Origin of the sequence: Streptomyces katrae (assembly GCF_000717655.1) — a bacterium.
Classification (GTDB): domain Bacteria; phylum Actinomycetota; class Actinomycetes; order Streptomycetales; family Streptomycetaceae; genus Streptomyces; species Streptomyces katrae_B.
Map to the genome: position 1 here is coordinate 1 of NZ_JNZY01000050.1, position 12,819 is coordinate 12,819.

The window sequence follows — 12,819 nt, forward strand, 5'->3', positions numbered from 1 at the left end:
CGGAAGCTACCTCGCCACGCACTGGAACATCGCCGACAACCAGTTCCTGATGAAGGGCAAGGGCGGCAACCCGAACCCCGACCCCAACCCCAAGCCCACCACGAAGCCCACCCCCACCCCGACCAAAAAGGGTGGCGGGCCGGCCGTCACCGTCGGGCAGGTCCGGTCCAACTCCGCCGTGGCAAGCTGGCCCAAGGTCGACGGCGCCGCCTGGTACCAGGTGCTCCTCAACGGCAAGCACCTCACCTGGGTCCAGTCGCAGACGCTGAACATCTACAACCTCCAGTCCGGCACGGAGTACAAAGTCGCCGTCTCGGTGCGCGACGCAGCCGGCCGTGACAGCGGCCCCGGCAGCGTCACCACCTTCCGCACCACCAGCGCCGGTGGCGGCACCACGACCCCCGGCACCCGCTACACCTTCGGCAACGGCAGTACCGGCATGGCCGCCGAGCTGTGGGGCGGCCGCGCCGCCGACGGCACCCTCCTCGTGGGCGCGCGGACCAACGGCTACGCGCAGCAGCAGTGGCTGTTCGAGGACGCGGGCGGCGGCCTGGTCCGTATCAAGTCCGCGGTCTCGGGCAAGTGCCTGCAGGCGGGCGGCGCCCCCGCCGCCGGCATGTGGATCGCCCAGCAGGCGTGCGGCAACGCCCCCACCCAGCAGTGGAAGCTGAACTCACGCTCCGGCACCACCCCCATTACCGACGCGAGCGGCGGCTACGCCCTCACCGTGAGCAACCGGCCGTACTACGGGGACTGGCTGCTCGACCTCCAGCGTGCCGACGGGCGCGCGTCCCAGGTCTGGACGGTCCAGAAGGTCGGCTGATCTTCGACCGTCTGATCAACCGTCGGCGAACGGCTGTATTCCCCATGCGGCCGTCCGCCGCAGCCGCGCCCCCCGGTATGTGTCCCGCACACCGGACGACCAGGTTGCCGGTCAAGCAAGTTCCCGCATTTCTCAGAACAAGGAGCATGATGCACAAACGTCGCGCGTCCCGCCGCAAGAAGGCTCTGATTGCCGCGAGCACCGCCTCACTCGTCGGCGGTCTGCTGTTCGGCTTCGGCGCCCTCGCTCAGGCCGGTGCGGTCAACGGCACGGTCATCGGCGGGCAGGGCAATTACAAGACCGTCAACCACCGTGCCAAGCCGTCCCTCTCGGCCCAGGTGAACGGTTCCTCGAAGGTGGGCGACAAGATCCAGATGTCCTGCCGGACCACCGGGGACACGGTGGAGAACAATCCGCGGTGGATCTACACGGGCTCGTACTACATCGCCGACGCCTTCATCAACGAGAACACCACCCCTCTGCCGGTCTGCGGGTCCAACCCGAACCCGAACCCGAAACCGCCCACCCCCACGACGGCGAAGACGCTCAATATCGACATGCAGAAGCAGGTCAGGACCCAGTGGTGCTGGGACGCCTCCGGCGTGACCATCGCCAAACACTGGGGCCGCTCCGTCAGCCAGGAGCAGTTCTGCCGACTCGCCGCCCAGGGCTCCTGGGTGGACTGCAACAACCAGCCCGCGACGCTGGAAGACATGGCCAACGGCCTGGCCAGGCTGGGGCTGAGGGACAGCGGCCGCAGCCTGTACCGCAACGCCTCGTTCAGCGAGTCCGTCACCGAGATAGCCGCAGGCCGGCCGTTCGCCGTCCGGATCGGCTGGCGCACCGGCGGTGGTCACATGAACGTCATCTACGGCTACGACAGCGCCACCAACATGGTCGCGGTCGGGGACCCGTGGCAGACCACCCAGACCTACACCTGGTGGAACCACGCCACTTACGTGAACAACAACTCGTTCCAGTGGACCCACTCCCGCATCGGGATCCAGGGCTGAGGAGAAGACCGACCATGCAGACCACGCGACACACCAAGCACACGGCAGTCCGGGCCGCCGTCCTCACCACGGCCGCGCTCGCCGCCGCCCTGAGCGGAATCGTTCCCGCACAGGCTGCGGAGGGCGACGGCATCGCGGGCTACCCGTCTGCCCAGCAGGCCGTCCGGAGCGACCAACTCCGTGACACGGTCTCCCGCTTCCTGGTTTCGGCCCGGCAGCACGGCACGGGCCCCGGCGCGGACGGCGGCACCGTCGGCACCCCCGGCAACGCACCCGCCGCGGTCGCCGCGCCGCCCGGGTTCGATCTCAAGGACCCGGTGCCGATGTTCGAGATCAGCCCCGAGTTCGTGACCGGCAAGACCCAGGCGACCCCGCAGACCGCGATCCGGCTCTCCTACCTGGCCTCCCGGGTGACCGCCTCCGACGGCAAGAACGCCGCCGTACTGCTCGCACCCAAGGGGAACACCCCTACCACCGGAAGCAGCCCGCAGAACGTCGGCGCCGAGGGCTGGCAGCTGGCCGGCATCCGGGACGGGGACGCCGAGGTCGGCTTCGCCGAGCGCGGCACTCCACAGGCCCGTACCTTCACGGAGCCACAGATCCACGCCTGGTACCGGCTCACCGCCGAAGGCATGGTCGAGCCGCTCAACGAGGAGGCGAACAGCGGCCTCGGCGGAAAGCGCGGCATCACCCTCGCCGCCTACCAGAAGCTGGTAACCGCCCGCTACGGCGACAAGATGCCCGGCTCGGAGTACGAACGCAAGGGCCTGGCCGGCGGGTACGGCGGCCTCGTGGAGGACCAGCCGGTGCAGGTCGCCGCCGCATCCGGGAAGCCGGCCACGGAGGCCTCCTGGCAGCCGATCTCCGCCACCGGGGCCGCAGCCCTGGCGGCAATCGCCGGTGCGGTGGCGTACGCGCGCCGCCGACGGCCGGCCGCCGCCGGGCGCTAAGCGCACAGATCCAGCCGGCGTCGGTCCACAGGGATACGTGGGCCGGCGCCGGTGCAACTTCCGGGGGCGCGGCGCGCCGCCGAGGGCCTGTTCCGCCGAGGAGATCGTGCGCCACGTAAGCGGTGGCGCCGTGCCTCTGGTGGTGAGGGGCGGAGCGAGCGCCGCGGCGCAGGGCCGACTCTTCCGACGCACCGTCAGAACGTGCGGCAGCCCCTGCGGCCTCGCGACGGCGATTGCGGACCCCGTTGGATCCGAGTACCAGAGACGACGCCGTCCGGTACCAGGACCAGCCGCTGCGCCGGATACCGGTTGCCCGGCGCTCGGCCCGACGAAGCGGAGTGCGGTCCCTGCCGGACCGAGGAGTACTCCTCACAGCCGGGGATCGAGTCGGTGGCGAAGTAGTCGCGAGGAAGCGCACCACCACGGGCAGCTCTTCCTCGCCGGACTGCCGGCGCGCGGCGTCGGTGCTCCGCGCCAGAGGCATGAAGTACCCACTGGTCACGGACCTGCCCGCGATCTAGGTGCAAGTGCACGACGCGGCGGTCGTCCGGCGCCCTGACCCTGTGGACATGGCCGGAGCGTTCGAGGCGGTCCAGACATGCGGTCACGCCTCCCGCGCAACAAGACCGCGAATCTCTGCAACCCGGTGGGGCCGTCCGGCGGAAGTGTGGTCGGCGGCTCGTCCGTGCTGCGCATCCGACCAGAACATGGTCTCTCAATCGTCGAGATATTCAATGATCGAGAGATTCTGCCTCACGTGTTTGGGGAAACTAATGGCATCCGCGTCTCGATGGGCCCGCCGGCTCGTCCCGCTCGCCCTGCTGCTCGTCTGGCTGGGCATCGGAGGCACGCTCGGCCCCTACGCGGGCAAGCTGGGCGAGGTCTCCACCAACGACCGGGCCTCGTTCCTGCCGCAGAGCGCCGAGTCCACACGCGCCCTGGAAGCCCAGAAGGCGTTCAACCAGTCGCAGGCGGTCCCCGCGATCGTCGTGTGGACCGTGGCTGACGGCCGGGTCACCCCGCAGCAGCAGGCCGACGCCACACGGCGGCTGGCCGCACTCGGGGGAACCGGAGGCGTAGCGGGAGCCCCCTCCCCCGCCTTCCCCTCACAGGACGGCGAGGCCCTCCAGGCTGTCGTGCCGCTGAAGCCGGATCTCGGCGACGAGCTGCCCGCGGTCCTGCGGGACGTACGAGAGGCCGCAGAGCGAGTGCCGGGCACTGCGGTCCAGCTCGCGGGCCCCGCGGCGAGCCAGGCCGACCTGTCGGGCGCCTTCGCGGGCATCGACGGTCTGCTGGTGGGCGTGGCCCTCGGAGCGGTGCTGCTCATCCTCCTGCTCGTGTACCGCAGTGTGCTGCTGCCTTTTGTGATCATCACGAGCGCCGTGCTCGCCCTGGGGCTCGCCTGTGCCGTCGTCTACGCACTGGCCGACCAGGGCGTCGTCAGGATCGACGGGCAGGTTCAGGGCATCCTCTCCATCCTGGTGATCGGCGCTGCGACCGACTACGCCCTGCTGCTGGCCGCCCGCTTCCGCGAGGAGGTGGCCGCGCGCCCCGACAGGACTCGGGCGGCGCAGGCCGCGGTGCGCCGGTCCCTCGGGGCGATCACCGCGAGCGCGGCGACGGTCGTCCTCGCCCTGCTGGCACTCCTGATCAGCGACCTCACCAACAACCGCGCCCTCGGACCGGTCGGCGCGATCGGCATCGTGTGCGCCGTGCTGAGCACCCTGACGTTCCTGCCGGCCATCCTGGTCCTGCTCGGCAGGGCGGCGTACTGGCCCGCGAGGCCGCGCCGTGCGGACAGTGCGGCCGAGGGGCACGGCATCTGGACCCGTGTCGCCTCCCTGGTCGATCGCTCACCGCGGCGCGTCTGGGTCTGCACCGCGGTGGTCCTCACCGCCCTCGCCGCCTTCTCCCCGACCCTGTCCTCGAAGGGTGTGCCGCTGGACGAGATCTTCGTCAACGACGCGCCGTCCGTGGCCGCGCAGGAGGCACTGGGCCGGCACTTCCCCGCGGGATCCGGCAACCCGGCCGTGATCATCGCCGATGCCGGCCAGGCGGCCCGGGTCACAGCCGTGGCCGAGGACACCGACGGCGTGGCGTCGGCGGAAGCCGTCGGCCGGCCGGGTCGGCCCGGGGCGGGCGATCCGCTGGTCGTGGACGGCCGGGTCCGCGTCGATGCCACCCTGGAGGACGCCGCCGACAGCGACGCGGCCAAGCAGACGATCCATCGGCTGCGGGACCGACTCGACACGCTGTCCGGCGCTGACGCGCTGGTCGGCGGCTACACGGCGCAGCAGTACGACACCCAGGAGACCGCGGCCCACGACCGGACGTTGATCGTCCCCGTGGTTCTCGCCATCATCCTGCTCATCCTGGTACTGCTGCTGCGCTCAGTGCTCCTGCCCATCCTGCTCGTGGCCACCGTCGCGCTCAACTTCCTGGCGACGCTGGGCGTGTCAGCGCTCGTCTTCCGGCACGCGTTCGGTTTCAGCGGCACGGACGCCTCGGTACCGCTGTACGGATTCGTGTTCCTCGTCGCTCTGGGCGTCGACTACAACATCTTCCTGATGTCCCGGGTGCGTGAGGAGACGATCGCGCACGGCGCCCGGAAGGGTGTGCTGCGGGGCCTGACGACCACGGGCGGTGTGATCACCTCGGCCGGCGTCGTCCTGGCGGCCACGTTCGCGGCACTGATCGTGATTCCGCTGGCCTTCCTGGCCCAGATCGCCTTCATCGTCGCGTTCGGCGTCCTGCTGGACACCCTCGTGGTCCGCTCGCTCCTCGTACCCGCGCTCGCCATCGACATCGGCCCGCGCGGCTGGTGGCCGAGCTCCTTGTCCCGGGCCGACGGACCCCAGGGCTGAGTGGAGCTCCGGATGCATCCGGCAGGGGCGGCGCATACGTCCTCCCCGCCGGTGCGGCCCCCACTGCCGTCTCCGAGGTCGGCATCGGCGGGACACGATCCGGACCCATGCCGGCTACTTGGATCCGGGACGGATCGTGATCTGCTCCGGCTGCGCACAGGGCCTCGGCCGCCGCCTCGACGGGCCTGTCCCCGGCGTGGCGAGATGTGAATTGCCCGTACGTGGCGGGGGTGACTCGGCGCCATTCGCGAAGGAGGTTTTCCCGACAGCGAATGGCGAGCCAGAGGCTCAGGGATCCCCCCTCACCACCCGACGGACAGGTGACGTACGACGACGCCGATGCCGTGCCTGCAGAGGCGTTGCTCCATGGCGCGCACGGGCCAGAGGCGGCGGAGGCCGGAGCTGGGAGCCATGAACAGCGAGCCGCTGGATTCAGTCGATTCCATGCAGGTGCCGTGTGCGTCATAGCGGTGATCGATCAACTATCGCTCTAGATCGGTCAACGGGGCTTTTCGTTTCGGTCAAGGCCACCTGGCGTACCCGAACTCACTATGCTCGCCTCGCGTGTTGCGCTCCACTCACCGCGAGTCGCACGTCGCATAGCGCGCAGACGAAGCCGGGCCGCAGAGAGGCGTGACCACCGATGCGATCTCGAACCCGCCCCTCGGGCACACCCGTTGGAACATCCTTGCTCGGCCGAGCGAAGTCCCGACCGTTCTTGTCGGCGCACCGCATCACGCCCAGTCCACCAATTCCAGACTGTTTAGGGACCCTTCGATGGTTCGTGCAGGTTCAACCCCTAGAGCGCTGTCGCATGCAGTGGCTCCGGCATGGCTAATCCCCCCTGGTGTCCTGGCTGGGGCCTGCGGTGTGGCGCTGGTCTGTGTTTCCGCGCAGATACGCACGCCGGTTGCCTGGTGCGGCCTCGTCGCGGTCGTCCTGGCGGCCATCACCTCGGCTGAGACGGCGCGCCGGGCGCGCTCGGCGGAAGCGGCCCGCTACGCACGGGCGAATGCCGAGGTACAGCGGTACTACGCACAACGCGAGACCGCGCTGCTCGCGCGCCTGTCCGATCAGCGGGCCACCACTGTATGGCTCGCCGAAGAGCTCCTGCCCGCGGCTGTCGCCCGCCTGCAGAAGGGCGAGCCCCCTTCGGAAATCCTGCAGTCCGTCCCGTTCGGGGAACACCTCGACAGCGAGTTCGCCGAAGCGCTCCGGGCAGCTCTGCGGACGCTCCTGGAAGCCGTGGATGCCGAGGAACGCACCCGGGACTCGTCGCAGCGGGCCCTGGTGGCGATCGCCCGGCGGGTCCAGGCAATCGTGCATCAACTCGCCAAGGACCTGCGCGACATGCAGATCCTGCATGGTACGGATGTAGTGGTCTCCCATGGCCTGCAGGACATCGACCATCGCAATGCCCTGATCGGGCGCCTTGCGGCCAGCATCGCGGTACTGGGTGACGCCCGGCCCGGGCGTCAGTGGTCGAAAGCGATCCCTCTCTACGACATCGTGCGAGGGGCCATGTCACGCATCGTGGACTATCCCCGCGTGAAGCTGCAGTCGGTGACAGAGGTGGCTGTGATCGGCCAGGGAGCCGAGCCGCTGATCCACCTGCTCGCCGAGTTGCTCGACAACGCCACCACCTTCTCACCGCCGCACGCCCCGGTCGAGGTGACCGCGAGCGAGGTGCCCTCTGGTGTCGCGATCGAGATCGAGGACCGCGGGGTCGGGCTCACCGAAGAGGCCCGCCAGCGCATCGACCGCGTCATGGCTCAGGCATCATCCGGCATGGACCTGGCCGACCTGGGCGAGGCAACGCAGCTCGGCCTGCCCGTCGTCAGCAGGCTGGCCCGCGAGCACGGCCTCGACGTCGACTTGCGCACCTCCGCGTACGGAGGCGTGCGGGCCGTCGTGCTCGTTCCGCGGCGCCTGATCACCACAGTTCAGCAGCCTGCCCCGAAAGTCCAGCAGTTCGCGCCGAGGCCCACGGGCGCACCGGCCGTGCCGAGGCCGACGATGACGCGCGATGAACCAGCAGAATCGGTCGAGGCCGAAAAGACGGTGAACGGACTGCCTCAACGGCGACGCGAGTCGCCCGTCCCGACACCGGTCGTCCGCACGACCCCCCAACCCCCGGCCGCTCCGGCTGCCACCCCGGGAACGGCCGGCGCACCTCGGCAGCCGGGCCTGATGTGGGAGGCGTTCAGCGGCGAGAAGAGACCGAAGACGGACCCTTCCATTCGAACCAACGAGCCATCAGACGAGGGTGAGTAACCGTGCCGCCACTGCCCAACATGGACTGGATGCTCAAGGAGCTCGCAGCCAGCGTCCCGCATGTGCGACACGTGGTCGTGTTGTCGTCGGACGGTCTGTGCATCGGTCAAGCGAACACGGAGCCCGACACCGCTGACGCGATCGCCGCTGCCTGCGCGGGCATCCAGAGCCTGGCGAAGGCCATCGCCCAGAAGTTCCCGCACGGAGACGGCTCGACCCACATGGTCGGGATCGAAGTCGACGGCGGATACTTCTCCCTCATGGCGGCCGGACCCGGGGCCTATCTCGCGGTGCTGGCCGATGCGGAAGTGGACGCCGGGCTGCTGGGCGACCGCATGCGTACGCTGGTGGTCCGGATCGGCCAGCACATGACCAGCCCGCCTCGTGAGGACGTCGGGCAGGCGATGTGACGTCACAGAACCAGGACGCATGGGACGAAGGCAGTCCCGTGCCGCTTTATGTCATCTCCGGTGGCCCAGGTTCCTCAGCCAAAGCCTTCAACCTGGTCACCCTCATCGCATCGAGGTCCGCACCCGAACCCGGTATGCAGCCCGAGCAGGCAGCCATCCTCACCATGTGCCAATACCCGCTGTCGGTGGCCGAGATTTCCGCGTACCTCAGCCTGCCGTTCAGCGTCATCACGGTGCTGCTCTCCAAGCTCGTGGACAGCGAACGAGTTCAGGCCACTGCTCCCGTTCCTGTCGCGGCGGTCCCCGAACTTGGCCTTCTGGAGGCGGTGATCCATGGACTACGTAGGCTCTGATGCACCCGCTCCCCGCCGCTCGGATGTGCTGCTGCCGCACGGCGCGAGGGGAGTCAAGGTCGTGATCGTCGGCGGCTTCGGGGTGGGCAAGACGACCATGGTCGGGGCGGTGAGCGAGATCCCGCCCCTGACCACCGAAGAAACCATGACTCAGGCCGGCGTCGGGATCGACCACAATCCCGGTGCGGAGCACAAGAACACCACGACCGTTGCTCTGGACTTCGGCCGCATCAGCATCAACGAGGAGCTGATCCTCTATCTCTTCGGGACGCCGGGACAGGAGCGCTTCTGGTTCCTGTGGAACGGCATCTTCGAAGGGGCGCTCGGTGCCGTGGTCCTCGTCGACACCCGGAGGATCGAAGTCTGTTTCGAGATCATCACCCGTCTGGAAGACCGCCGCGTCCCCTTCGTCGTGGCCGTCAACACCTTCCCCGAGGCGCCGCAGCACCCGGTACCAGCCCTGCGTACTGCTCTGGCGCTCAACGAATCGGTGCCCATCATCACCTGTGACGCACGCGACCGGTCGTCCAGCCGCGACGCCTTGCTCTCGCTGATGGGCTACCTGTGCACTCTCGCCGCCGCTCAGGAGTCCGTATGACCGTCCCACCCACTGACCACACCACCACGGAACCAGGGCTCACACCGCCCCCGGGTTGCCCGGCACACACCGGCACGGGACTCGACGCAGCGACCCCGCTCTGGGGCGCCGCGGCCGAGACCGACCCCATGGGCCTGTACGAAAAGTTGCGTGCCGCCCACGGTCCGGTGGCGCCCGTCCTGCTCGACGGGGACGTACGGGCCTGGCTCGTCCTGGGGTACCTCGAGAACCGTGATGTGGCCAGCCGCTCCACCCAGTTCTCCCGTGACCCCCGCACCTGGCACGGCTGGAAGAGCGGCGAGATCGACGCCACCACCTCGCCGCTGGTGCCGATGATCGGCTGGCGACCCGACTGCGTATGTGCGGACGGCGAAGAGCACCAGCGCCTGCGGGGCGCGGTCACGGCCGGCCTCAGCCAGTTCGACCAACGCGGAATCCGCCGCCACATCACCCGCTTCGCGCACCAGCTGGTCGATGATTTCTGCGAAACGGGCGAGGCGGAGCTGGTTGGTCAGTTCACCGAGCACCTGCCCATGCTCGTTCTTACCCACCTGCTCGGAATGCCGGACGAGTACGGTCCCAGGCTCGTGCACGCCGCCCGGGACCTCTTCAAGGGCACCGAAACGTCGCTCGCGAGCAACGCCTATGTGCTGGAGACCCTCGAGCAGCTCGTCGTGGCCAAGCGCGCCCTGCCCGGCCAGGACATCGCATCCGTACTGATGGCCCACCCGGCCGGCCTCACGGACGAGGAGGTGCAGCACCACCTGCGCCTCATCCTGCTCGCGGGCTATGAGACGACCGCCAATCTCATGTCCAACGTGCTGCGCATGGTGGTCACCGACCCGCGGTTCCGCGGGTCGTTGGCCGGCGGCCAGATGACCTTGCCGGAAGCAGTGGAGCAAGTGCTCTGGGACGAGCCACCGCTGATGGTGTGCCCGGGTCGCTGGGCCACCGGTGACACCTCCCTCGGAGGACAGGAGATCAAGGCGGGAGACATGCTCCTGCTGGGCCTGGCCGCCGGGAACGTCGATCAGGTGGTCCGCCCGGACCCCTCGACCCGTGTGCACCACAACCGGGCGCACCTGTCCTTCAGCGCCGGCGCCCATGAGTGCCCCGGCCAGGACATCGGCCGTGTCATCGCCGACACCGGCATCGACATCCTGCTCACCCGGCTTCCCGACATCAGCCTGGCCGTACCCGAGGAAGAGCTCACCTGGCGCTCCTCCACCTGGTCCCGGCATCTGACGTCACTGCCCGTGAAGTTCGCGTCCCGCAGCACGGAAGCCCATGATGTGCTGACACCGCTGCCGTCCGCGCCCCCGCCGAGCAGCAGTGTTCCGACGGCGTCCCCCTGGCCGGGGGCCGAGCGCGAGTTGCCGCACCCAACCGAACCGCGCACCTCGTGGCGGGCGCGGCTGAGGCGGCTTCTGCGGAGGCGGTAGGCCTGGCAGCTCCCCTCAGAGCCGAGCATCACAGCCGAGGAGGCTGCCGGACGGCGTGGGCCGGCAGCCTCCTCCGAGCTGGGCCACCAAGTTCAGCGCCCGGTGGGCAGCGCTCGCCCGGTCGTGTTCGTCGTGCGGCGCCCTTCACGCGTGCGTCGACGTTATGAGGCCTGATGACGCTGAGACATACCGCTCGCCGGCGGGCGCAACGGCGGTGGGAGTCCGTTGCTCTTTGAACGGACCGTGTGCCGGAGCGTAGCGGGGCGCCCGGGTGTACCACGCGTGGAGGCCGGACAGGAAACTGGAAGCTCCCCGGAGCCACGCCTCCAGATCGATCCGTTCGCCGTGGTTCAACCGGGCCCGCCGGACGACCGGTGGCAGTTCGCTCCGTGTGAGGTGCTCGAAGTGGCGCAGTCGGGCGGTCACCAGATCGGCGGCCGCCTGCATCGCCTCCTGGACGGTGCTGCGCAGGGACGTTTGGAGGACGATGACGAGGTTGTTGACGTCGTGTTCGTCATGAATTTCCCGCTGGTAGGAGGCGATGTCGTTCGCCATTCCCATGTAGTCCATGAAGGCGTCGAGCAATGCGCGGAAGACTCGGCTGTGTCGGATCTGCTCAGGGATCCGTGCGCCAGTGGAGAGTTCGACGGAGTAGGGGGCGGTGTAGGCGGCAAAGCTTTCACGGCGGAACTGGGCATACTCGATGAGGTCCGGGACACGGCCGGCGCGGCTGTTGGCCAGTTCCTGAACTCCCGCGTCGATGTACCGTGCCAGGGCACGGTTGAGCCCCTGCCGCCAGTGCGCCATTCTCGGAGGGAACAGCCGTTGCTGGAGGTCCGCCATGCCCCTTTCGACGGCATTGGCGGGGGCCGGCAACCGGGCGCCCGGCTCCGTCGGCAGGAAGGCGTGGAGGCGGGCCGTGAAGGCTTGTGCGCCTGTGAGGTCGCCCGTCCGTTTGAAGGCGGAGGCGAAGTAGTCGTCCCAGGCCAGAGCCCAGAGGTTGAACCGGTGGTTGAGCCGGAGGTCGGCGAGTGAGGCGTCAGGAAGAGCCCAGGCGGTCAGCTGGTCAACGGCCATGGCGTGGAACTGGGACAGGGTCCATATCGCCCGGTGGGGCGAGGGTGCTTCGTCGCCGTCCAGCATGCTCATCTCTCGCGCCCACGTCTCGGCCTCCTCGCGCAGGGCCGGCAGATACGGATTCACCCGCACCGGGTACGGCATCCGCAGTAGGGGCAGCTTGATGGCCTGCACTGTCATGAGATCCCTGCTTCCCTTTCGGCGCGCATCGATGTTGCGTGTCGCCCCGGGCATGCCCTGAGCAGTTACAGGGGCCGGCGGAACCCGTGCAGTGGGCGAGGAAGTGAACGTGCTGTACATAGGTCCTGCGGCGGCGTCTGCGTCACCAGGACATGCGGATGCTGCGCGAGCACGACGAGCAGACCATCGGAGTCCCGGCCCCGCGGCGATACGACCCGGTGACGCCCCGTCACGAGCTCGAGACCATCCCGTGGCGGGCCTCCGGCGCGTCCGGGTCACACCCCTTGATCGGGAACTGGACGGGGATCACGAATGTCGGTTCCTGGGGCATCGTTTCTCCCTCCGAGACGGCCCAAAGGCTGACGATCCACTGCTGCCACGAGGACGGACGCCAAACCGTTCCCTCCCTTGGTGCTCCAAAACGTGCGCCCACCCCGGCCAATCCGCAACCCCGCGTAGCCGTCCCCGGACCACGATTAAGGCCGGTTTGCGGGGAATGAAACGATCCTTCTGGGTCAACTTGGCTCAAATTCGACCCCAAAGCTCACCGTGATCAATCAATGGCCGTCACTCCGCATGCGCGGCGTGTGGCCGAACATGGGCCGCAACTCTCGGCCAGCGCCGGGAAATGGACGCCAAGGGCATCGTCTACGTCGCCGACGGCGGGATGCTGCTGCGGTACCCCGTTCCGCGCCCGAAAGGCACGCCCTGCGCGTCGCCTCCCTGCGCCTCCCTTCCGCTGTCGCAGAGCGTGCCCGCTGGCGACTTGTCGGGTTCCGCCCCTTGCTCGCGCCGCTGCTCCGGCCGAGCGGAGTGCAAGGCCAGTTGTGGGACA

Annotated in this window: 11 protein-coding genes; 9 read left to right on the forward strand and 2 right to left on the reverse strand. The window is 69.0% G+C overall.

Features of this window, described 5'->3' with window-relative positions:
• The 4 genes from IF09_RS0135585 to IF09_RS0135600 all read left to right on the forward strand — a co-directional run.
• Nucleotides 1-823 (forward strand): RICIN domain-containing protein (locus IF09_RS0135585; protein ID WP_030303054.1); only part of this gene is annotated, 823 nt, incomplete at its 5' end.
• Between the two features lie 146 nt (nucleotides 824-969).
• Complete coding sequence (locus IF09_RS42220; RefSeq protein ID WP_158710145.1) at nucleotides 970-1,836, forward strand: papain-like cysteine protease family protein; 867 nt, start codon at nucleotides 970-972, stop codon at nucleotides 1,834-1,836.
• A gap of 14 nt (nucleotides 1,837-1,850) precedes the next feature.
• Nucleotides 1,851-2,786 carry a hypothetical protein gene (locus IF09_RS41145; protein WP_051833491.1) on the forward strand — a complete coding sequence of 312 codons (936 nt, stop codon included), beginning with the start codon at nucleotides 1,851-1,853 and terminating at the stop codon, nucleotides 2,784-2,786.
• A gap of 773 nt (nucleotides 2,787-3,559) precedes the next feature.
• Nucleotides 3,560-5,650 carry an MMPL family transporter gene (locus IF09_RS0135600; RefSeq protein WP_030303057.1) on the forward strand — a complete coding sequence of 697 codons (2,091 nt, stop codon included), beginning with the start codon at nucleotides 3,560-3,562 and terminating at the stop codon, nucleotides 5,648-5,650.
• Nucleotides 5,651-5,952: 302 nt separating this feature from the next.
• On the opposite strand, the gene IF09_RS0135605 is transcribed toward IF09_RS0135600, so the two are convergent.
• A complete protein-coding gene (locus IF09_RS0135605) occupies nucleotides 5,953-6,096 on the reverse strand; it encodes a hypothetical protein (RefSeq protein ID WP_158710146.1) in 144 nt (47 codons plus the stop codon).
• Between the two features lie 424 nt (nucleotides 6,097-6,520).
• On the opposite strand from IF09_RS0135605, the gene IF09_RS0135610 reads away from it, so the two are divergent.
• Genes IF09_RS0135610 through IF09_RS0135630 form a run of 5 tightly spaced genes read left to right on the forward strand, consistent with a single transcriptional unit; the run spans nucleotide 6,521 to nucleotide 10,727 of the window.
• Nucleotides 6,521-7,924: an ATP-binding protein gene (locus IF09_RS0135610; RefSeq protein ID WP_234321276.1), complete on the forward strand. Its 1,404-nt coding sequence runs from the start codon at nucleotides 6,521-6,523 to the stop codon at nucleotides 7,922-7,924.
• Nucleotides 7,925-7,944: 20 nt separating this feature from the next.
• Nucleotides 7,945-8,334: a roadblock/LC7 domain-containing protein gene (locus tag IF09_RS0135615; protein WP_030303061.1), complete on the forward strand. Its 390-nt coding sequence runs from the start codon at nucleotides 7,945-7,947 to the stop codon at nucleotides 8,332-8,334.
• A complete protein-coding gene (locus IF09_RS0135620; protein WP_030303082.1) occupies nucleotides 8,331-8,687 on the forward strand; it encodes a DUF742 domain-containing protein in 357 nt (118 codons plus the stop codon). Before IF09_RS0135615 ends, IF09_RS0135620 begins: the two co-directional genes overlap by 4 nt.
• Complete coding sequence (locus tag IF09_RS0135625; RefSeq protein ID WP_030303063.1) at nucleotides 8,668-9,285, forward strand: GTP-binding protein; 618 nt, start codon at nucleotides 8,668-8,670, stop codon at nucleotides 9,283-9,285. Before IF09_RS0135620 ends, IF09_RS0135625 begins: the two co-directional genes overlap by 20 nt.
• Nucleotides 9,282-10,727 carry a cytochrome P450 gene (locus IF09_RS0135630; RefSeq protein ID WP_030303065.1) on the forward strand — a complete coding sequence of 482 codons (1,446 nt, stop codon included), beginning with the start codon at nucleotides 9,282-9,284 and terminating at the stop codon, nucleotides 10,725-10,727. The genes IF09_RS0135625 and IF09_RS0135630 overlap by 4 nt, the downstream gene beginning before the upstream one ends.
• Nucleotides 10,728-10,871: 144 nt before the next feature.
• On the opposite strand, the gene IF09_RS0135635 is transcribed toward IF09_RS0135630, so the two are convergent.
• Nucleotides 10,872-11,984: a terpene synthase family protein gene (locus IF09_RS0135635; protein WP_030303067.1), complete on the reverse strand. Its 1,113-nt coding sequence runs from the start codon at nucleotides 11,982-11,984 to the stop codon at nucleotides 10,872-10,874.
• Nucleotides 11,985-12,819 lie beyond the last annotated feature (835 nt).